This is a genomic window from Parahoeflea olei, assembly GCF_001703635.1.
Lineage (GTDB): Bacteria > Pseudomonadota > Alphaproteobacteria > Rhizobiales > Rhizobiaceae > Hoeflea > Hoeflea olei.
The window spans coordinates 96140-115231 of sequence record NZ_LQZT01000049.1 but is presented as its reverse complement, the minus strand read 5'-3'; the positions used below and the strand labels follow the sequence as shown (position 1 = coordinate 115231).

The following is a 19092-nucleotide window of genomic DNA, read 5'->3' as shown; positions in this document are numbered from 1 at the left end:
TTGCGTCGGCCGGCTCAGCGGCTCTGGAGGTAGAGATAGGGCGTCGCGTCTTACTGCAAGCTTTCCGGATCATTAAACCTTTGTAATAATCCCCGTCATGTCCTTGCCATAATTGGAAATTTCGGCGCGTCAGGCGAGCCTGGTGACCACCTTGGCGCCATGCGCCATCGTCTTGTGAACCGGGCATTTTCCGGCAATTTCGGTGATCTTGTCCGACAGCCCTTCCGGCACGCCGCCATCCACCGCGATCACCCGCTCGAAGCGGTCGATCTTGCTGCCGCCCGCCCGCTCCGCCTCGGTGCAGTCGAGACAGTCCTTCGCATGCACCTTGGCGTGGCGCACGGTCACGGTGACCCTGCCAAGATCGATCTGCTTGTGCTGCGCATACATCCTGAGCGTCATGGCGGTGCAGGCGCCGAGCGCGGCCGAGAGCAGGTCATAGGGCGAGGGTCCGGTGTCGGCGCCGCCCACATCGACGGGTTCATCCCCCATCAGCCGGTGGCGGCCGGCCTGGATCGCGACCTGGAAGCGCCCCTGCCCGGTTTCGCCCACCACGACGTCTTCGACCGTGTCGGCCTCGCTGCGCGGCGGATCGGCCGGCAGATAGCGCGCGGCCCAGGAGGCGATGACGCCGGCCACGTAATTGGCGTCGTCGGCGCGCGTGAGCAGATGATCGGCGTCATCGAGCGAGACGAAGCTCTTCGGGTGTCTGGCCGCAAGAAAGATGGCGGAGGCATTGTCGATGCCGACCAGTTCGTCGCGCGGCGCGTGCATGACCAGCAGCGCCTTCCTCATCGCGCGGATGCGCCCGGCCAGGCGCGTGGCGTCAAGGTCCTCCACGAACTGCCGCCGGATGGTGAAGGTGCGGCCGGCGAGATCGACCTCGGCCTCGCCGCGCGCCTCGATTTCGTCTGCCTGCGCGCGGAAATGACGGATCACGTGGTCAGGCTCGGACGGCGCGCCGATTGTGACCACCGCCTTCACCGAGGCCAGGTCGCCCGCCACCGACAGCACCGCGGCGCCGCCGAGCGAATGCCCGACAAGGATCTGCGGTGCCTCGTGATGCGCCTCCAGCCACTGGGCTGCGGCGCGCAGGTCTTCGACATTGGAGGAGAAATTGGTCGAGGCGAATTCGCCCTCGCTCGAGCCGAGCCCGGTGAAGTCGAAGCGCATCACGGCGATGCCGGCGCGCGCCAGTTCGCCCGAGATGCGCCTGGCCGCAAGCGAATCCTTCGAGCAGGTGAAGCAATGGGCAAACAGCGCCCAGGCCCGGGTCTCGCCCGCCGGGATATCGAGCCGGGCTGCGAGTTTGGCGCCGGAATGGCCGTCGAATTCCGCCTTGATCGTCCGTGCCGTCATGATCTCTCCCTCTCGTTACCGACTGGAGAGGATCCTATCAGGCTTGGCGGTCACGGTCTTTCAACAGTTTCGCGAGCTCGGCGCGTTCGGCGTCGGAGAGACCGTCGGCCGAGGTCGCGGCGGCTGCGCCCGCGCGTTTGCGGCTGGCGGCCACCATCACCCCCGCGCCGATCAGGAGAATCGCCACCGGCGCGCCCCAGAGCAGCACCGTGCGCACCGAGAACCGCGGCTTGAGCAGCACGAATTCACCATAGCGGGAGACGACATAGTCGATCACCTGCTGGTCGGTGTCGCCGGCCACAAGCCGCTCGCGCACCAGAAGCCTCAGGTCGCGGGCAAGCTCGGCATTGGAATCGTCGATCGACTGGTTCTGGCAGACGAGGCATCGGAATTCGAGCGAGAGCGTGCGCGCCCGCGCCTCGAGCGCCGGATCGTCGAGCACCTCGTCGGGATTGAAGGCGAAGGCCGCGCCTGCCGTGGCGAGACCGAGCCACAGCGCTGCCAGCAGCGAAGCAATCCGGCTCATGCCGCGGCCTCCGCGGTCTTGGCGGGTCGCTTGACGGCCCGCGCGCGGTTGGGCGCGCCGACCCGCAGGCGCCGGTCGGAGAGCGACAGCGCACCACCGATCATCATCAGCACGGTGCCGTACCAGATGAAGGTCACCCAGGATTTCCACCACACCCTGACCACCAGGCCGCCATTGGACTCGGGATCGCCGAGCGCGATGTAGAGCTGGCTTGCGCCGAAGGTGAGGATGCCTGCCTCGGTGGTGGGCATGCCGCGGGCCTGGTACATGCGCTTGGCCGAGGCGATCTTGGCCACTTCCGCGCCGCCCTTGAAGACCGTGAACTCGCCCGACATATAGGTATAGTTGGGACCGTGCCCCTGGCGCACGCCGTCGAAATGCAGCTGGTAGCCGCCGGCCTCGACCGTATCGCCGGGCCGCATGGACTGGACGGTTTCGGTCGAGAACACGCTGGCCGCGACCACGCCGATCACGGTCACGCCGAGCCCCATATGCCCGAGCGCGGTGCCGAAGGCCGAGCGCGGCAGGCCCGCAAACCGCGCCCAGGCGACCCCGGCGCTAACCCGGCCCAGACCCGCACGCAGCACCAGATCGGTGAGCGCACCGAGGATGAGATAGACGCCGAGCGCGAGGCCGAGCGCGGCGAGAACCGGCGCGCCGGTGGTCATGTAGACGACGCCCAGCCCCACCAGCAGCGACAGGCCGATGGCGGTCATCAGACGCTGCGCCGCGCCCGCAAGGTCCGCCCGCTTCCAGGCCAGCAGCGGCCCGAACGGCACGGCCATCAGCAACGGCACCATCAGCGGGCCGAAGGTGAGATTGAAGAAAGGCGGCCCCACCGAGATCTTTTCGCCGGTGGTGGCTTCGAGCAGCAGCGGATAAAGCGTGCCGATCAGCACGGTCGCCGCCGCCGTCGTCAGGAACAGGTTGTTGAGCACGAGCGAGCCCTCGCGCGACACCGGCGCGAACATGCCGCCGGCCTTGAGCGTGCCCGCGCGCAGCCCGAACAGCGCCAGCGCGCCGCCGATGAAGACCACGAGAATGCCCAGGATGAACACGCCGCGCGCCGGGTCGGTGGCAAAGGCATGCACCGAGGTGAGCACGCCGGAGCGCACCAGGAAGGTGCCCAGCAGCGAGAACGAGAAGGTCAGGATCGCGAGCAGCACCGTCCAGATTTTCAGCGCGTCGCGCTTTTCCATCACCAGCGCCGAATGCAACAGTGCCGTGCCCACCAGCCAGGGCATGAAGGAGGCGTTTTCGACCGGATCCCAGAACCACCAGCCGCCCCAGCCGAGTTCGTAATAGGCCCAGTAGCTGCCCATCGAGATGCCGGCGGTCAGGAACACCCAGGCCGTCAGCGTCCAGGGCCGCACCCAGCGTGCCCAGGCTGCATCGATGCGACCCTCGATCAGCGCGGCGATGGCGAAGGCGAACGAGATCGAGAAGCCGACATAGCCGAGATAGAGAAGCGGCGGGTGGATGGCGAGGCCGATGTCCTGCAGGATCGGATTGAGGTCGTTGCCCTCGGCGGGCGCCGGGTCGAGCCTCAGGAACGGGTTCGAGGTCAGGAGCACGAACAGCAGGAACGCCACCGTCACCCAGGCCTGCACCGCCAGCACATTGGCGCGGAGCGTATCGGGCAGGTTGCGCCCGAACAGCGCCACCAGGCCCGAAAACAGCGCAAGAATCAGCACCCACAGGAGCATCGAGCCCTCGTGGTTGCCCCACACGCCGGTGATCTTGTAGAGCATCGGCTTGAGCGAGTGCGAGTTCTCGACGACGTTGAGCACCGAAAAATCCGACACCACATAGGCATAGGTCAGCGCCGCGAACGAGATCGACACCAGCACCGTCGAGGTCAGCGCCGCCACCGGGCCGATCGCCATCAGGCCGGGGTCGCGGCGGCGCGCGCCGATCAGCGGCGCGATCGACTGGACGATGGCCGTGGCCAGCGCAAGCACCAGGGCGAAATGGCCGATTTCTGTGATCATGGCGTCCACTCCTCGATGGGAAAGACCGGCGAAGGCGCGGCCGTCTGACTACTGGGTTTGCGTGCCGGCGCCCGGCGTCGGGTCGCCTTCCTGCCACACCCCTTGCGCCTTGAGCGCATCGGCGACTTCCTTCGGCATGTAGTTCTCGTCGTGCTTGGCGAGCACCGAGTCCGCCAGGAAAGTGCCCTCGTCGGCGGAGAAGACGCCTTCGGTGACCACGCCCTGCCCTTCGCGGAACAGATCCGGCAGGATCCCGACATAGCGCACCTTCACCGAGGCGGCGGTGTCGGTCACCTTGAAGACGACCTCGGAATTCGCGCCACGCTCGACCGAGCCCTCTTCCACGAGGCCGCCAAGCCGCACCCGCGTGCCCGGCGCCACATGCTGGGCCAGCACGTCGGTCGGCGAATTGAAGAAGACGATCTGGTCGCGCAGCGCCGATGTCACCAGGACTGCGGCACCGACGAGGAACACCGCGCCTGCGGCGATGATCGTCAAGCGTTTCTGTTTGCGGTTCATTGGCCCTCCACCACGGGTTCGAGACCGAGTTCGGCGGCAAGGCCGGCCAGCGCCTGGCCGCCGTCGCTGTCGCCGGGGAACGTGAGGCTTGCGCGGGCAAGCGCCTGGTCGGCGGCCGCGCGGTCGCCAAGCACGGCATAGGACCGGATCAGCCGCAGCCAGCCGTCGAGATTGTTCGGATCCGCGGTGAGCTTTTCGTCAAGCGAGGCCACCATGTCGCGGATCATCGCCATGCGGTCGCCGGGCGACATGGTCGCCGCCGCGGCCATTTCCGCTTCCGAGGGATCGCGCGGCGCCTCTGCGGTGGCCGCGTCCTGGGATGCGGCACCTGCCGCGCCGCCGGCTGCGCCGGGCAGGATGAACGGGGTCTTGGCGGTGCCCGTGGTCTTGCCTGCCGACGTTCCCTGCGGCCCGGTCGCGGGCGCCATCGGCACCCCGCCGAGCGTGGGCGCGGCAATCAGGCCCAGATCGTTGGCAAGCGCCGTCAGCGCCCGGTTCTCGGGCCCCGACGGGGTGAAGACGGCAAAGGCGCGGTCAAGCGCTTCCTGCGCCTTTTCGCGGTCTCCCGACACCATATAGGAGCGCACCAGCCGCAGCCAGCCGTCGATATTGTTGGGGTTTTCCGCCAGTTTCGCCGCGAGGCTCTCGATCATCGAGCCGATCATGGCCTGACGGTCTTCGGCGCTCATGTTCTGCGCTGCGGCGATATCGGCGGCGGTGGGGTTGCGCGGCGCGTCGTCCTGTCCGTCCGCCTGAAGCATCGCGATCTGGTTTTCGACGGCGGGGATCCAGGGCGCACCGGGTGGCGCGCTTTCGAGCAGGCTGGTCAGCGCGGCCTTGGCCTCGTCCGTCTTGCCGGACTGCGCGAGCCCGATCGCCAGATAGAAACGCGGGCGCGGATCGGTCGGATCGAGTTCGCGCGCGGTCTGGAACGCCAGGCTCGCCTCTTCGGTGACGATGCCGCCCGCAGCGGAGAACAGCGCCTCGCCCAGACTCGCCTGCCGCGCGGGCGACGGGCCGAGAATCGAGATCGCCTTCTGGAAGGCATTGGCGGCATCATCGAACCGGCCGATGCGCATGTAGATCGGGCCCAGCACGTCCCAGCCGCGGCCGTCGTCGGGATTGCTGGCCAGATGCTCCTCGGCGCGGGCGACCAGCATGGAAATGTCGGTGGCTTCCGGCTCGGCGGAAATCCGCGCCGACAGCGGCAGCTGCGGCAGGTCCGGCCGTCCGAGCCCGATATAGGCCGACAGCGCCGCCACCGGCATGAAAACCGCCACCGCCAGGGCCACGCCGCGGCGAAGCCCCGGGCTCGCCTTGCGCGGACCGCCGGTTTCGGCGGCTTCGGCCTTGCGCGCGGCTGTCAGGAGCCGGCGCGAAATCTCGGTGCGTGCCACGTCGGCCTGGGCCGAATCAACCAGCCCGTCGGCGAGATCGCGATCGATCTCCGACAACTGGTCGCGATAGACCTCGACGTCATGGGCCTCCGGCGCATCCGGGGCTGATTTGCGGGCGCGCGCCACCGGCCCGAGAAGGGCCAGGGTCGCGGCGGCGGTCATGACGGCGGCGATTACCCAAAACAACATGAGGTCTCAATATCCGAGCACTGGTCTTTTTCCAACATCATTCGACGCCTGCAGAATTATTGGGGCGTTTGGTCGCGTGGCACCCAAAAAAACCGAGGCATTGCCCCTACAAACAGCAGCCCGGGCCGGGCCACTATGATGCAGGTCAAATTGCCTCCGCTAATCAGCCAAGTGGCGTCCAGCTGCCGTCCTGATTGCGGCAGGCGGCGCCCTGGCCCTTGACGGGAACGCCGTTGATGGTGGCGGCATGGGTGTACTGGCGGCAGTTCTGCTCGCCCACCTGATAGGGTGTTCCGGCACTCACCTCGCCGGAATTGCCGCCGAGCTGGCTTTTCCAGGCTACCTTCTGCCCCAGCGGGGCTTTCTCGAGCGCCTGGTATTCCGCCTGCAGCGCCCGCACCTGGTCGGGCTTGCTCAGGCCGGTGACCGCGGACTTCGGCAGGATGCCGCCATTGAGCGAAACCAGCAGCGCATCGCCGCCGCCGATCTTCGGCGCCGCGATCGGCCCGAAGGCCATCGGCCGTGTGCCGCCGCTTCCGGCACAGCCGGCAACCGCGGCAGAAAGGGCTGCCAGAAAGGCAAATTTCGCGATGCTTGAAGATCTCATGCCCATGCCGTTTCCGTTCCTGCCTCAGCTCTCCTGCGTCGAATCGACCGCCGATCGTGCCGGGCGAGCGAGATTACCATGTTTGTGCCGTGTTCCTGTGGCCGCATTGTGACATAGGATGCCGCCAACCGGCCCGTGGACATCATTCCGCCGTCGCCACGGCAGGCAGCGTCAGTTGCGCGGACAACCCGCCCGCCTGCGCCCGTGCCAGCGCGAAGCCGCCTTTGTATTCCGAGGCGATCTCGGCCACGATCGACAGCCCGAGCCCGGTTCCGGGCTTGGATTCGTCGAGCCTGCGCCCGCGCTTCATGGCCTCGGCCATGCCCGCCTCGTCGAGGCCGGGACCGTCGTCCTCGATATCAATGCGCATCATCCCCCGCGGCGCGGCGGCATCGGGCGCCGGGCGCAACCGCACCACGACGTGGCTGCGCGCGAACTTGGCCGCGTTTTCGACGAGATTTCCGAGCGCCTCCTCGAGGTCCTGGCTCTCCATGGCGAGAACCGCGTCCTTCGGGTCGATGTCGGTGGAAAAATCGAGATCGCGGTTGAGCTTGGCCATCACCCGCACCAGCCGCTCGATCACCGGCGCCGCCTCGGTGCGGGCCAGCACGCTGCCGCGCTGGGCGGCAATGCGGGCGCGGTCGAGATAGGTCTGCACCTGCGCCTGCATGGTCTCGGCCTGGGTGCGCACCAGCTTGGCATGGGCCGGCCCCATGTCGCGGGATTCGTTGATGAGAACGGCGATCGGGGTCTTGAGCGAATGCGCGAGATTGCCAACCTGCATCCGCGCGCGCTCGACCACCCGATGATTGGCCTCGATCAGCGCGTTGATCTCGCCGGCGAGCGGCGCGATCTCGCGCGGAAACGCGCCATCGAGTTTTTGTGCTTCGCCCGCGCGGATCCGGCCCAGCGCCTGGCGCGCCTGGTCGAGCGGCTTGAGCCCGTAGAGGATCGCCACCGCATTGACCAGCAGGCTGCCGATGCCGAACAGCGCCAGCGCCAGATAGAGATTGTGGGAAAACGCGGCGATGTCGTCCTCGAGCACCGCCCGGTTGCCGCCCACGCGAAAGCGGGCGGCGTGCCCCTCGCTGTCGAGCTCGACCTCGGTCTCGATGATCTCCATGCGATTGCCGGCATCGTCGGTGGCGGAATAGCTGCGCTGGTAGCGGTCGTTGAACGGCAGGGCATCGGTGCCGGGCGGCGGAATCGTGAGGTCGCCCGCCGAGATCGAGGCCAGCCGCGGCCCGCCGAGCATGCCGAGCGGCTCCACCAGCCAGATCCAGCCGCTGCCGGGCTGGTCGAACACCAGATCGCCCAGTTGCGGGTTGCCGGCAAGCCGCCCCGCGTCATTGACGGAGACCGCATTGATGACGCTGTTCAAATGGGCGCGCAGCAGTTCGTTGAAGGCGCGTTCGCTGCCGGAGCGGTACAACTGGGAAATGACGATGGCGATGGCGACCAGCGCGATCACCGCCCAGACCGAGGCCAGCAGCAGAACCCGCGCGGTGAGCGAACTGCCCTTCATCCGGCCTTGCCGGTTTTTTCTGTCCCGGCGCCCGCGGGCGGAACCATGCGGTAGCCGAGGCCGCGCACGGTCTCGATCAGCTCGACGCCGATCTTCTTCCGCAACCGTCCGACAAACACCTCGATGGTGTTGGAATCGCGGTCGAAATCCTGGTCGTACATGTGTTCGACCAGTTCGGTACGCGAGACCACCTCGTCCATGTGGTGCATGAGATAGGACAGGAGCCGGAATTCGTGGCTCGTGAGCTTCAGCGTCACCCCGTCGACGCTCGCCTTCGAGGCCTTGGTGTCGAGCCGGACCGGGCCGCAGACGAGTTCCGAGGAGGCATGGCCCGAGGCGCGGCGAATCAGCGCGCGGATGCGGGCGAGCACTTCCTCGACATGAAACGGCTTGGTGACGTAATCGTCGGCGCCGGCGTCGATGCCGGCCACCTTGTCGCTCCAGCGGTCGCGCGCGGTGAGAATCAGCACCGGCATGGTGCGCTGCGCGGCACGCCAGTTCTCGAGCACCGTCACGCCGTCCATTTCCGGCAGGCCGATATCGAGGATAACCGCGTCATAAGGCTCGGTATCGCCGAGGAAATGACCTTCCTCGCCGTCATAGGCGCGATCGACCACGTAGCCTTGCTCGACCAGCGCGTCGGCGAGCTGGCGGTTGAGATCCTTGTCGTCCTCGACGATCAGTATGCGCATGTCACAGGGTCCCGCCTGTTGGTAAATTCATCGCCGCAGCGCCATCCGTTGCCCGGCACATCAGAGCGGCACCCTGACGGTGACCTTCTTCGGCCGCTCGTTGCCGCTTCCGGGCACCAGCACGGTGATTTCGCAGACGGTCTGGCCGCCCTGGTTCTTGGGCGAGGCGGACAGCAACTGCCCGCCGGTCTGGCCCACCACCTGGGCGGCCGCGCCCGAGCAGTCGGCCGCGGCGCGGATGATCGCGGTGCCGTCGGGCGCAGTGCCGGCGGGCGCACGCGTGCCGAAGTCCGGCGACAGCGTCGCGGCCTGTGCGGCAATCAACCCTATACTGAGGATATTCATGGTCAGCCCTGACACGGTTGGTATTTCATCGTGGCGCCAGTGATACAAGATCCTGCCTGAACCGCAAATGAATGAATACCGCCCGGACAGCCGCGCCGCGGCAAAAACTCAACCGATCCGGCTTTTGGCCGAAATCCGGCCGATGATCGTGATCACGCCGCCGGCCGCTGCACCGAAGGCGGTCAGCAGTTCGATCAGCGCCTCCTGGTCGGCATCGCCGACATCGATGCCGACCAGGCCGATGACGGCGGAACCGAGCGTAACGATGGCGCCCCACAGCGTCTTGGATTGCCACCAGGGTTTGATGTCTGTCATGGTTCGTCTCCTTTCAAGAGGGTCGGGAAGCAGGAATGGTCACGGAAGAAGCGTCGCCGTCCGGGCCACGCCCCAGGGAATGCGCCGTCCGGCCTGCGCCACGCGCAGCGTGAATGCGGCCTGCGCGGAGCCGAAATCGGCAATCTCGTCGACCGTGGCATAGAGCCAGGACGCGGCCTCGACCGTGACCGACCTGATCACGGCGCCGTCGTCGAGAAGCTCGACGCGGTAGCGCTCGATACCTTCGTCATTGCCGATCTCGGCCGGCGTCCAGCTGTCGGCCGCGAGCCGGCCGCGCCGGATCCAGGAGAAGGTCACGCCGCCCGCGCCGCGCCGGGCACGCAGATGCACCGGCGACAGCGGTGTCAGCGCCCTCTCCCCGCCCGCGAACGGGACGATGCCGGAGCCGCCGACCGGGCCGCCCGCGGTGTCGGCCACCCAGTTGAACACACGCCCGGCGTCCTCGAGCGACAGCCCGAGCGGCTTGAGGGTCGCCTCCAGCGCCACGAATCCGGCCCCCGCGGCGGCTCCGGCGCGCATGGCATCGTCGGTGCCCGCCTGTCCGCGCAAGAGGCTTTCGAGCCGCCAGCGGCCGGGCGCGATCTCCTCGGCACTCTCGAATTGCACGATCTCCCAGACACCGTTTGCGGCAAGGATCGCGGCGGCATTGGCGCCGTTCAGCACCGACAGCCGGCTCGCGCTCGACAGGCCGCTAAAGCCGAGATCCACCTCGATGGCCGCGGTGCGGTCGAACCTTCCTTCGACCAGGCCCGGTCCCAGAGGGGCGGCAAGCACGCCGATCCGGGCGGGCGCCTCGAGTGTCACCCTTGCGGCAAAGCCTTCCGCTTCCACAGAACTCGACAGCGTCACCGGCCGCCACGGACTGCCCATCGCCGCTGCGCGTGCCCATCCGGTTTCCTCCGTGCCGGTGATGGCCGGCAGGTCGAGAAGGACGATCTCCGGGGCGAAATAGGCGCTGGCGTCCGTCTCCGCCCGACGCGGAAGCGCTTCCGCCGCCTCCCCTGCCACAGCGCCGGCATGCGCCACCGCCTCGATGCGGCGGGTGTCGCCGTCTTCGATGCGGATGATGCGATAGCGGCCCCGCGGCGCACCGCCGATGCCGAAACGGATGATATCGCCCGACTGCGCCCGCGCGGCCTGCGGCGGCAGTTCGAATCGCAGCCTCAGCCGCTGCAGCCGGTGATCGTGCAGCCACTGGTCGGCGGTCGCGCGTGCAAGTCCCGGATCGAGCGCCAGGCTCAGCGGCAGATCCTGCTGCCGCACCGCCTCCCCCTCGATCCGGCGCGAGCGGGCCGCGGCCGGCGCGAAGTCAGTGAGCGGATCGGCAGACATCACCACCACCTCGTTGGCGTATTCGCCCGCTTCGCCGCGGATTTCGGTGATCGAGGCGCCTTCGCCCGGCTCGGCGACCGCATCGAGCATCATCGGCGCCGCGCCGCATTTGAGCCGAGAGACGAATTCGAGCCCGTCCGCCCCCTCGCGCACATCGATCGCAAAGGCCTCCAGCAACGGCTCCAGCACCGCGCGCGGCGAGGCCGGGTTCGAGACCACATGACCGGTGACGAGGCCGTCGACGCGCGAGACGTCGAAATCCGTCAGGCCCGCCTGCTTGAGCACGACTGCGATCAGGTCCGCCAGCGCCACCGTGCCGAGCCGGCCGTTGAGCCAGTGCCCGGTGCGCCAGTTGTCGCCATCCGACCAGAGATTTGAACTCAGCGGAAAGGCCGGATAGGGCCGCGCGTCCCAGGTCCAGAGATAGATCCGGTCGGGGGCCACCATGCCGTCGGCATTGGCCGGCCCCGTCCAATGCGCAAAATGCGCCTCCAGGAAAGCCCGCTGGGCAAGATCGTCGCGCGCGCCGCTCGAATACCAGGGCAGCGCGCCTTCAGCGGATTTCGGGTCGGGAAACAGGTTGGGCTGGTTGGCGCCCTTGTCGACCGCGGGACAGCCGAGTTCCGTGAACCAGATCGGCTTCGATCCCGGCACCCACGGGCTCGGCGCCGGCGCCTCGGTGCCGCCGGTCCGGTCGAAATGCGGGTTCTGCCACCAGCCGCGCAGATCCTTGATCCGGTAGACCCAGTGCTTGCCCGCAAGCCCGTCGCTGATCGGCAGCCGGGTGCGGGCGTCGCGGCCGGCCCTGTCGGCATAGTACCAGTCATGCCCCTCCCCGCCGGCAATCGCCCGCCCGAGCGCGCCCGCATCATTGGCAAACGCCGCACCGTCGGGATTGCCCGCAGCCAGATCCTCGTCGCGCCAGTCGCTCAGCGGCATGTAATTGTCGATGCCGACCGCGCCGATCGCCGGATGCGCCCAGAGCGGATCGAGGTTGAAATACACATCGCCCGAGCCGTCGTCGGGGCGATAGGACGCGTATTCGCTCCAGTCGGCGGCATAGGTCACGGTGGTGGCCGGCCCCAGCATCGCCTTGACGTCGGCGGCGAGCGTCATCAACTGCTCGACAAAGGGAAACGCGCCGGTCTCGTCCCGGAGCCGCGTGAGCCCGATCATTTCCGAGCCGATCAGGAAGCCGTCGACCCCGCCGGCGGCGCGCGCCAGACCCGCGTGATGCAGGACAAAGCGGCGATAACCATCGTCGCCTCCGGCCCAGCTCACGCTCGCGCCGTTCACGAGAATATCGGCCACGCCGGTGGACCCGCACAGGCTCCCGACCGTGGCCCGCATTGCCCCCGTGCCGTCGGGCGAGCCGGGCCGGCCCGGCGCCGGATGCGCGGTGATCCGCCCGCGCCAGGGATAGGCCGGCTGTTCTGCGCCGCCGCCGGGATCGGGCAAGCCATTGCCCTGCGGCACATCCATCAGCACGAAGGGATAGAGCACCACCTTGAGCCCGCGCGCCTTCAGGTCCGTGATCGCCTCGATCACCGCCCGGTCGTCGGGCGTCCCGCCATAGGCCGGCCCGCCGTCATGGCGGCTTATCAAGTGCGCCGTGGCGCGCCCGTAGCCGCCTACGGTCCAGGGCCGCGTCTCGCCCGCCCGCGCGGCCACCTCGACCCCGGGCCGGAACCGGCAATGACCGGCGCGCAGGTCGTCGCCGAACCAGGAGCAGACCAACGCCACCGAGGTCAGGTTCGGGCACAGCGCCTGCAATTCGTCGATCGAGCCGGTCCAGTCGGTCGCCGCCTGGCGCATGTTGCGGTTGATCACGCGCACCTTGCCGGGGCCGAGCGTCTCGCGAACCTGGGTGGTCGCATAACCATGCTCGGTCGCGCCGGGAATCAGTGCCACGGCGGTGATATCGCTCTCGAGCCGGCCGACCGGTCGCACCACCTCGAACTGCAGTGTCGGAATGCGGTTGCCGAAGGTGTCGAGCGGCAGGTTCTCGAACACCACATAGGCAAGCCCCCGCCAGGCCGGCGCACGGCCCGCCCCCTGCTTGGCCTCGATCAGGGGGTCCGGCAGCTGGGTGGCGGTGCCGCGATAGATTCGCATCTCGAGCGTGTCGAGGTCGAGTTCGCGCCCGTCGGCCCAGACCCGGCGGATCGAGGCGATCGGCCCCTCGCACAGGCCGAGCGCGAAATTGGCGTGATAGTGATAGTTTTCGACCCGGGCGCCGCCACCCTTGCCGCCCTGGCGCTCGCGCGTCATCGTCTCGACAAACCGCGTGGCCCAGATCAGCGCCCCGGCGACCCGCATGGTGCCATGCACCTTGAGGATCGGCGAGCCTTCGTCGGCGGAGGGAATCCGCGCCCCGCTCAACCCGCGGCCGCGGATCGTGCGGGTGGAGTTGAGAAGGCTCGTGTCGAGCATGCTGCCGACCGTCGCCCCGATCGCCGAGCCGATCGCGGTGCCGACCGGGCCGAACACGCCGCCAAGGGCCGCGCCCGCCACCTGCAAGAGGATTGTCGCCATGCTCAGGCCTCGCTTTCAAAACCCGTGGATATCTGCCCGCCCGCCGGCGGACACGGAAACCGGTGCACCGCTGCGATCCGCCGTCGCCAGGCGGGCACCAGCGGGCTCTCGATCACGCCCGCCGCCTCGTAGGCATGGATGAAGCGGTCGGGCCCGGTGAGGATGCCGGCATGTTTGGCGGCCATGCCCTCGCGCCAGCGAAACAGCAGGATGTCGCCCGGACGCGCCTCGCCAATCGGGACCGCCGCGCCGCAATGGCGCCGCGCCGCCTCGATCAGCCGGTCGGTGCCCGCGCGCTCGGCCCAGTCCGGGGCGTAAGTGCCGGGGCTCTCGGCCTCCCGGCCCATGATCTCGACCCAGACCCCGCGCACGAGCCCGAGGCAATCGCAGCCCACGCCCTTGCGCCCGCCCTGGTGGCGGTAGGGCGTGCCGATCCAGGCCCGGGCCGCGGCCACCACCCGCGCGCCTTGCCGGTCGTCCTCGCCATCCCCGCTCACGGCACCACCGGCCGGCCGTCATGGACGGTGTCGGCATCCGCATAGCCATAGGCGAAATCGCTGCCCGGCAGATAAGGAAAGCCCTGAAAGTTCAAACTGTTGTGGAATCGCGTTCGACAGGTCTCGAAGCCCTTGTCGCAGCCGGCGGTCACCGCCACCGCGTCACCGGCCGACGGCAGCCGCGCCAGCGGCGTCCACAGCTCGAGCCGGGCCACGCCGGCCTCGCTCCGGTGCGCGGAGATGTCGACCGTCAGCCCCGACAGCAGTCCCGTGAGAAAGCGCAGGCGGCCATTGCTGAACCAGCCCGACGGCCGGTCGCCGAGACCGCTCACCGTCAGCGCCGTGTCGCCGCTCACCGCCGCGAGCGCGCCTTCGAGTCTGAACGGCGGCGCGGCAATATTCTTGCCGCAGCGGGCATCGCCGAGACCCGCGTCGCAGCGCCGCCCGTAAAGCCGGCCCTGCGGCCGGTCGAGCCGGGCGGCAAGGCTGCGCAGCTCCACCGCGAAGGCCGGGCCTGCCATCCGCACCTCGCCCAGTTCCCGGATCCACAGTCGCGCATGATCGTTCGGGTTTTGCCAGTTGACCAGGAACGCCTCCACCCGCGCGCCGTCATAGCGGCCGAGCGCCAGGTCGTCGGCGCTGATCGCCGCATCGGAAAACGCGCCCGCCACATCCGCCGCATCGGCCTCGAGCCCGAGGCCCGATTGCACCTCGCTCGCGCGAAACCCGGTGGCGGCGGAAAACAGCGTGCCGGCGAATTCGAGATCGCGGTCGTGCTCGGTGAAGCCCATCACCACGCCATCGGTGCGCGTGAGCCGCCAGGCGTGGCAGACGGTCGTCGCGGTCTGGTCCAGATGGGCCGTCAGGCCGTCGGGAAATTGTCTCATGGCTTGATCTCGATCAGCGGAACGGAGGGCACGGAGCCGGCCTTGAAGGCGGCCAGGCTGATTTCGATGCGGTCGGTGTCGAACCGCACCGGGATGTCGAATTCGTAGCCGGCGCTCACCAGCGCGCCCGCGGCGGGCACCGACCCCGAGGCGATCGTCACCACACCGGTTGCCGGATCGACCGTGTAGTCGCCCGGATCGAGCACCACGCCGCCGACCGCGACCCGCACGCTGCCCTCGACCGGCTTTGCGATCCGCCGCACGGTCGCCCCGCCCTGGTCCGCATAGGTCTTGATCAGTTCGAACTCCCTGCGCAGCCCGTCGCCTGTTCCAAGCGGCTGGTCCAGGGCATCGATCGCCGCGCCCGGCCCCGCGGAGGCATGATCCACCGGATCGCGAAACCGGAAACCGTAGAGCTGACCCCGCCGCGCCTCGAAAAACGCGGTCAGCTCATACAGGTCGGAAAGCCCGCGCAGACCGGTGCCGGCGTCATAGCGCCGCCGCGCATCGGCCCAGCGGGCGTTGCGGGTCTCCCCGCCATTCGATAGCGCGACAATGTCGGTGCGCCGTCCCGGCCCGCCGCTCGCGCCGAGCGAGAGCCGCAGCGGAAACCGCACCTCGTGAAAGCCGTGGGTCATGGTCCTGCCCCTCTCACAGCCCGCGCCGGCCGCGGCCGACCGCGCGGGCGAGCATCGCCGTCACCTGCGCCTCGGAGCGCGAAAAACTGGCCGCATCCGGCGTCGTCACGTTGAAGGTCACCTGCAGGCTCTGCGCGGCCCCGCCGGTCGCCACCCCGAGCCGGCCGTCGGGTCCGCGGCTCAGGGGCAGGATCGCCTCGGGACCTGCCTCCCCCATCAGCCCGAACTCGCCGCCCGGCATCGCGAAATAGGAGGGATCGCCGACCACGCCACCGCCGGCAAAGGGCGTCACCCTCCCCGGCACGCCGCCCTGCCGGAACGGCAAGGCCCGCGCGAGACTTCCCGTCAGCCCCGCGATCGAGCCGCTGATCAGCCGGTCGAGCGGTCGCGTTCCGGCGTCGAGCGCGATGCCGACCATGCGGGTGCCGAGAGTGCGCAGCACGTCGTCGAGCGAGCGGCCGTCCACGGTCGCGGCCTTGAGCGCGCCTGAGAGCGCGCCGCCGAAGGCATCGGCCTTGTCGCGCAATTCGTCGAGCGCGCGGTCGGCGCCGTTCAGGTCGAGCTCGACGCTCACATTGAGATTGGGCTCGTCAGCCATCATGGGGCTCCTTTGAAAGATCCCGGTTCACCCGGTCGGGAAACCGGCGCATCAGCGTTTCGAGCGTCTGGCGGGTCGTCATCGCCGGCGCGGCGCCGGCATCGAGCAGCGCTGCGAGTTCGACCAGCGTCAGCCGCCAGAAGCTTTCAGGGTTCAGCCGCAGGCGGCCGAGGCCGAAGCGGAGCACGGACGCCCAGGGGAAAAACGTCCGCTCCGTCTCCGTCACCTCTCTGCCGCCTGCGGCCCGGAAGGGTTTTCCGGCCGAGACAACTCGGCGCCCTCCCGATCCGGATCCGGTGTGTTTCTGCCCGGCGGCTCGGCGCCCGCGAAACTCACCCACAAAAGTTCTGTGGCGATCCGCGCGAAGCCCGCCGCCCCGCCGTCAACCGACAGGCAGGCCACGTCCTCGTCGCTTATCCGGTTGCCGGCTCCGCGCAGGCCCGCGCCGAGGATCCGGATCACGTCGCCCGCCGAAAGCCGCCCCGCCTCGAACCGGCTTGCGAGATCCGCCAGGTTGCCGACGCCGAAGGCGCTTTCGAGTTCGGCCAGCGCCCCGAGCGTCAGGCACAAAAGCCGGGGTTCGCCGTTGAGCACGGCCGCGATCTCGCCGCGACGGCGGTTCGGGTGCGTGCGCATGCCCGCCTCACAGCGCCGCAAAGCTGAGCGCGCCGGCCGATTCCAGCGCGATCTCGAAGGTCATTTCGCCGTCGTGCCGGCCGGCATATTCGAGCGCGGTGATCTGGAACGGGCCGGTCACGGTGCCGAAATCGGGGATCGCCACCTGCCAGGCGCGGATCTCGCCGGCGAAGAACACCGCGCGCGTCAGCGCATCGCTCGCCTGGTCCTTGAACAGCCCGCCGCCCGAGAGCGAGGCGCGCTGCATGCCCGCGCCCGCCAAGAGTTCGCGCCAGCGCCCCGCCGATTCCGCGTCGGTGATGTCGACCGCTTCCGCATTGAAGGCGAGCCGGCGCGCGCGCAGGCCGGCGATCGTCACGAAATTCCCGCCGTCGTCGATCTTGACGAGCAGGTCCTTGCCTTTCTGGGCCGTCATGGAGGTGTCCTTTCCTCTCGATGGAAATGCAAAACCGGATGCGCTTACGGTTCCGTCACCGCGCGGAACCGGACCCGCGCGACGTGAAAGCCGCTCTTCGGCACCCGCCGCGTGAGCGTGCGTTCGTGTCTGAGAGTGACGAGCACCGCGCCCTCGAGCGCGATGTCAGCGTCATGCAGCGCCGCGCGCACCGCCTCGGCCAGCTCCGCCGCCTGCCTGCGGCCGTTCTGCCCGCACCAGGCATCGATCTCGAAGCGGTGCTCGCTCATGGCGCCATCACCGGTTCCGAAATCGCTCGATGTCATCTCGCCCAGAACCAGGTAAGGCGGCTCGGCGCGGGTCACGGGCCGGTCGAAGATCCGTCCCGGTCCGGTGATCGCGGTCAGCTCCGCATCCGCAGCAAGGCGCGCGACCACCGCCTTGAGCAGCAAATTGGCGCTCATGGGATCACCTCCTCGCAGTCGCAGATCAGATAGCGGCGGCTTTCGTCGGGATCGCTCAGCGCGCGGATCAGGAGCCGCCGGCCCCGGTGCACGAAGCGCATGCCATGGGTCACGCCGCTACGGTGGCGGATGGTCACGCGGTGGCTGATCACCGCGACCGCCGCGCCGCCGATCTCCTCGGCACGCGCGCTGAGCGGCTCGATCCGCCCCCACAGCACCGCGACCGCGGTCCAGCCGCCTTCAACCCCACCCTGCCCGTCAGCGGTAACCGGCGGCGCTTCCAGCGCCAGCCGCGCATCGAGCCGGCCCGGATCCAAAAACAGCGCGCCCATCACAGCCCCCGCCTCATCCAGGGCGAAATCAGCCGGTCATAGCCCGCGGGGATCGCCGCCGGCTGCATGTCCGGCGACACCGCGCCGCGGAATTCGTAGAGATAGGCCGCATGCAGCAGCACCGCGCGGGTGAGTTCCGGCGGGATCTCGTTGGCCGCGGCAAAGCCCGCGGTGAACTCGATCTCGATGCCGTTGATCGGCTGGCCGGGCGTGGGCCGCTCGCGCAACAGCAGCCGCGCAGGCCGCGCGCTCGCGTCGAGCAGCATGCCGGTGAGCGGAAGCGTCTGCGGCTCGCCCTCCGCGTCGTAAACCAGAATCGCATCAATGCTTTGCACCGGCGTTCTCATCAGCGGAATCACGTTTGCCTTCGGCCAGTCGTCGAGCACCAGCCGGCAACCGCGGCTCATCAGCGCCACGCCGGTCACGGCTTCGAGATGCGCGCGGGCGACGCGGATCAGGCTTTCGAGCAACTCGTCCTCGTCGCCCACATCGATGCGCAGATGCGCTTTCAATTCGGCAAGCGTCACCGGCTCCGCCAACGGCGGATCCGTCTCGATCAAAGTCATGGCAATCTCCCGGGATGGGGTGTCTGGGACAGGCGCCCGCCCCGGCTGACCGGGGCGCGACGCCGTGGGATGGGCCGTTTGACCCGGCATGGCCTGAACGATGCCGAGGCCGACCGCCATCGGCGCGCGACACAAGTCTTCAACACCGATTAGACTTCATGTTCATCCAGTATTTTCAATACACATAGATTTTCTACTATGGAACAGCATGGAAATTCTGTTGACAAAGCCAAATTCCAAAATACTGTTTCCGGAAATAGATGGAGGAAGGCATGTCGGAGTTTCTGGGCAACTGCCTTCGCGGCGCCATTGCAAGTGCATTCGGCATGGCGCTCATGAGTTTCATTTTCACAATAGTTACGATCGCGATCCTCGGCGCCGTCACTGGCCCGGGCGACGTCATTGCCGTTGCGGCCGCCCTGCCGCTGGCGCTTGTCGCCGCCGGCATCTTCGGCGCCGTCGTCTTCATCTCGCTGGTCCTCGCCTGCGTGCGAGCCGACGGCCGACGGGCCGACGTCCAGGCCGGCGCGCCCGGCGGCGGCGGTCAGGCGCTCGAAGAGGACAAGGACGAGGAGCCGAAGCGCTGCCTGATCTGCGAAAAGATCAGGAAGCAACTCACCCTGGCCGGCCCGGTCGTGGGCATCGCCATCGGTTTGGGTATCGGCCTGCTCGCCTCCTAGATGCATCCACAACCCGGCCACGGGCCGTGAACTCTCGATGCCGCACA

The 19092-nt window shown here is 68.6% G+C and carries 22 protein-coding genes; 1 reads left to right on the top strand and 21 read right to left on the bottom strand.

The window, feature by feature from the left end:
• Positions 1–129: 129 nt before the first annotated feature.
• From AWJ14_RS20415 to AWJ14_RS20315, 21 genes are all read right to left on the bottom strand, one after another.
• Positions 130–1359 (bottom strand): bifunctional alpha/beta hydrolase/OsmC family protein, encoded by a 1230-nt coding sequence (locus AWJ14_RS20415; protein WP_066183929.1) that lies wholly within the window; start codon positions 1357–1359, stop codon positions 130–132.
• 37 nt (positions 1360–1396) lie between these two features.
• Positions 1397–1885 (bottom strand): cytochrome c-type biogenesis protein, encoded by a 489-nt coding sequence (locus AWJ14_RS20410; RefSeq protein ID WP_066183926.1) that lies wholly within the window; start codon positions 1883–1885, stop codon positions 1397–1399.
• Positions 1882–3876, bottom strand: a complete 1995-nt coding sequence (locus AWJ14_RS20405; protein ID WP_066183923.1) for a heme lyase CcmF/NrfE family subunit — start codon at positions 3874–3876, stop codon at positions 1882–1884. Before AWJ14_RS20405 ends, AWJ14_RS20410 begins: the two co-directional genes overlap by 4 nt.
• 48 nt (positions 3877–3924) lie before the next feature.
• Positions 3925–4395 carry a cytochrome c maturation protein CcmE gene (ccmE, locus tag AWJ14_RS20400; RefSeq protein WP_066183918.1) on the bottom strand — a complete coding sequence of 157 codons (471 nt, stop codon included), beginning with the start codon at positions 4393–4395 and terminating at the stop codon, positions 3925–3927.
• Positions 4392–5981, bottom strand: a complete 1590-nt coding sequence (ccmI, locus tag AWJ14_RS20395; protein WP_066183915.1) for a c-type cytochrome biogenesis protein CcmI — start codon at positions 5979–5981, stop codon at positions 4392–4394. The genes ccmE and ccmI overlap by 4 nt, the downstream gene beginning before the upstream one ends.
• 163 nt (positions 5982–6144) lie before the next feature.
• Positions 6145–6588: a hypothetical protein gene (locus AWJ14_RS20390; protein ID WP_245304392.1), complete on the bottom strand. Its 444-nt coding sequence runs from the start codon at positions 6586–6588 to the stop codon at positions 6145–6147.
• Between the two features lie 142 nt (positions 6589–6730).
• Positions 6731–8113 (bottom strand): sensor histidine kinase, encoded by a 1383-nt coding sequence (locus tag AWJ14_RS20385; protein WP_066183908.1) that lies wholly within the window; start codon positions 8111–8113, stop codon positions 6731–6733.
• Complete coding sequence (locus AWJ14_RS20380) at positions 8110–8805, bottom strand: response regulator transcription factor (protein ID WP_066183906.1); 696 nt, start codon at positions 8803–8805, stop codon at positions 8110–8112. The genes AWJ14_RS20385 and AWJ14_RS20380 overlap by 4 nt, the downstream gene beginning before the upstream one ends.
• Before the next feature lie 60 nt (positions 8806–8865).
• The gene (locus AWJ14_RS20375; RefSeq protein ID WP_083220398.1) at positions 8866–9150 is read right to left on the bottom strand and encodes a hypothetical protein; all 285 of its coding nucleotides are present in this window, start codon (positions 9148–9150) and stop codon (positions 8866–8868) included.
• Positions 9151–9258: 108 nt separating this feature from the next.
• On the bottom strand, positions 9259–9465 hold the full coding sequence (locus tag AWJ14_RS20370) for a hypothetical protein (protein WP_066183903.1): 207 nt from the start codon (positions 9463–9465) through the stop codon (positions 9259–9261).
• Between the two features lie 39 nt (positions 9466–9504).
• Positions 9505–13353: a baseplate multidomain protein megatron gene (locus AWJ14_RS20365; RefSeq protein ID WP_066183900.1), complete on the bottom strand. Its 3849-nt coding sequence runs from the start codon at positions 13351–13353 to the stop codon at positions 9505–9507.
• A gap of 2 nt (positions 13354–13355) precedes the next feature.
• Positions 13356–13850, bottom strand: a complete 495-nt coding sequence (locus AWJ14_RS20360; RefSeq protein WP_066183897.1) for an NlpC/P60 family protein — start codon at positions 13848–13850, stop codon at positions 13356–13358.
• Entirely contained in the window at positions 13847–14737 is an 891-nt protein-coding gene (locus AWJ14_RS20355) for a DUF2163 domain-containing protein (protein WP_066183894.1), read from the bottom strand. The genes AWJ14_RS20360 and AWJ14_RS20355 overlap by 4 nt, the downstream gene beginning before the upstream one ends.
• Positions 14734–15375: a DUF2460 domain-containing protein gene (locus AWJ14_RS20350; RefSeq protein ID WP_066183891.1), complete on the bottom strand. Its 642-nt coding sequence runs from the start codon at positions 15373–15375 to the stop codon at positions 14734–14736. Before AWJ14_RS20350 ends, AWJ14_RS20355 begins: the two co-directional genes overlap by 4 nt.
• A 13-nt stretch (positions 15376–15388) precedes the next feature.
• Positions 15389–15973 carry a phage tail tape measure protein gene (locus AWJ14_RS20345; protein WP_066183887.1) on the bottom strand — a complete coding sequence of 195 codons (585 nt, stop codon included), beginning with the start codon at positions 15971–15973 and terminating at the stop codon, positions 15389–15391.
• The gene (locus AWJ14_RS20340; protein ID WP_066183878.1) at positions 15966–16199 is read right to left on the bottom strand and encodes a rcc01693 family protein; all 234 of its coding nucleotides are present in this window, start codon (positions 16197–16199) and stop codon (positions 15966–15968) included. The genes AWJ14_RS20345 and AWJ14_RS20340 overlap by 8 nt, the downstream gene beginning before the upstream one ends.
• Positions 16196–16609 carry a gene transfer agent family protein gene (locus tag AWJ14_RS20335; RefSeq protein ID WP_083220397.1) on the bottom strand — a complete coding sequence of 138 codons (414 nt, stop codon included), beginning with the start codon at positions 16607–16609 and terminating at the stop codon, positions 16196–16198. The genes AWJ14_RS20340 and AWJ14_RS20335 overlap by 4 nt, the downstream gene beginning before the upstream one ends.
• A 7-nt stretch (positions 16610–16616) precedes the next feature.
• Complete coding sequence (locus AWJ14_RS20330) at positions 16617–17024, bottom strand: phage major tail protein, TP901-1 family (protein WP_066183875.1); 408 nt, start codon at positions 17022–17024, stop codon at positions 16617–16619.
• A 44-nt stretch (positions 17025–17068) separates the two neighbouring features.
• Positions 17069–17467, bottom strand: coding sequence for a DUF3168 domain-containing protein (locus AWJ14_RS20325; protein ID WP_066183870.1), 399 nt, complete (start codon positions 17465–17467; stop codon positions 17069–17071).
• The gene (locus AWJ14_RS20320) at positions 17464–17799 is read right to left on the bottom strand and encodes a phage head closure protein (RefSeq protein WP_066183866.1); all 336 of its coding nucleotides are present in this window, start codon (positions 17797–17799) and stop codon (positions 17464–17466) included. Before AWJ14_RS20320 ends, AWJ14_RS20325 begins: the two co-directional genes overlap by 4 nt.
• Positions 17799–18365, bottom strand: coding sequence for a head-tail connector protein (locus tag AWJ14_RS20315; RefSeq protein WP_066183864.1), 567 nt, complete (start codon positions 18363–18365; stop codon positions 17799–17801). The genes AWJ14_RS20320 and AWJ14_RS20315 overlap by 1 nt, the downstream gene beginning before the upstream one ends.
• 272 nt (positions 18366–18637) lie before the next feature.
• On the opposite strand from AWJ14_RS20315, the gene AWJ14_RS20310 reads away from it, so the two are divergent.
• Entirely contained in the window at positions 18638–19045 is a 408-nt protein-coding gene (locus AWJ14_RS20310; RefSeq protein WP_139112726.1) for a hypothetical protein, read from the top strand.
• The last annotated feature ends 47 nt before the right edge of the window (positions 19046–19092 follow it).

Coding starts and splice junctions, on each gene's coding strand:
- AWJ14_RS20385 (WP_066183908.1), bottom strand. CDS start 8,113: ATGAAGGGCAGTTCGCTCACCGCGCGGGTTCTGCTGCTGGCCTCGGTC.
- AWJ14_RS20380 (WP_066183906.1), bottom strand. CDS start 8,805: ATGCGCATACTGATCGTCGAGGACGACAAGGATCTCAACCGCCAGCTC.
- AWJ14_RS20355 (WP_066183894.1), bottom strand. CDS start 14,737: ATGAGACAATTTCCCGACGGCCTGACGGCCCATCTGGACCAGACCGCG.
- AWJ14_RS20370 (WP_066183903.1), bottom strand. CDS start 9,465: ATGACAGACATCAAACCCTGGTGGCAATCCAAGACGCTGTGGGGCGCC.
- AWJ14_RS20325 (WP_066183870.1), bottom strand. CDS start 17,467: ATGAGCGCCAATTTGCTGCTCAAGGCGGTGGTCGCGCGCCTTGCTGCG.
- AWJ14_RS20330 (WP_066183875.1), bottom strand. CDS start 17,024: ATGACGGCCCAGAAAGGCAAGGACCTGCTCGTCAAGATCGACGACGGC.
- AWJ14_RS20410 (WP_066183926.1), bottom strand. CDS start 1,885: ATGAGCCGGATTGCTTCGCTGCTGGCAGCGCTGTGGCTCGGTCTCGCC.
- AWJ14_RS20375 (WP_083220398.1), bottom strand. CDS start 9,150: ATGAATATCCTCAGTATAGGGTTGATTGCCGCACAGGCCGCGACGCTG.
- ccmE (WP_066183918.1), bottom strand. CDS start 4,395: ATGAACCGCAAACAGAAACGCTTGACGATCATCGCCGCAGGCGCGGTG.
- AWJ14_RS20310 (WP_139112726.1), top strand. CDS start 18,638: ATGTCGGAGTTTCTGGGCAACTGCCTTCGCGGCGCCATTGCAAGTGCA.
- AWJ14_RS20320 (WP_066183866.1), bottom strand. CDS start 17,799: ATGGGCGCGCTGTTTTTGGATCCGGGCCGGCTCGATGCGCGGCTGGCG.
- AWJ14_RS20315 (WP_066183864.1), bottom strand. CDS start 18,365: ATGACTTTGATCGAGACGGATCCGCCGTTGGCGGAGCCGGTGACGCTT.
- AWJ14_RS20335 (WP_083220397.1), bottom strand. CDS start 16,609: ATGCGCACGCACCCGAACCGCCGTCGCGGCGAGATCGCGGCCGTGCTC.
- AWJ14_RS20405 (WP_066183923.1), bottom strand. CDS start 3,876: ATGATCACAGAAATCGGCCATTTCGCCCTGGTGCTTGCGCTGGCCACG.
- AWJ14_RS20390 (WP_245304392.1), bottom strand. CDS start 6,588: ATGAGATCTTCAAGCATCGCGAAATTTGCCTTTCTGGCAGCCCTTTCT.
- AWJ14_RS20415 (WP_066183929.1), bottom strand. CDS start 1,359: ATGACGGCACGGACGATCAAGGCGGAATTCGACGGCCATTCCGGCGCC.
- AWJ14_RS20350 (WP_066183891.1), bottom strand. CDS start 15,375: ATGACCCACGGCTTTCACGAGGTGCGGTTTCCGCTGCGGCTCTCGCTC.
- ccmI (WP_066183915.1), bottom strand. CDS start 5,981: ATGTTGTTTTGGGTAATCGCCGCCGTCATGACCGCCGCCGCGACCCTG.
- AWJ14_RS20345 (WP_066183887.1), bottom strand. CDS start 15,973: ATGGCTGACGAGCCCAATCTCAATGTGAGCGTCGAGCTCGACCTGAAC.
- AWJ14_RS20365 (WP_066183900.1), bottom strand. CDS start 13,353: ATGGCGACAATCCTCTTGCAGGTGGCGGGCGCGGCCCTTGGCGGCGTG.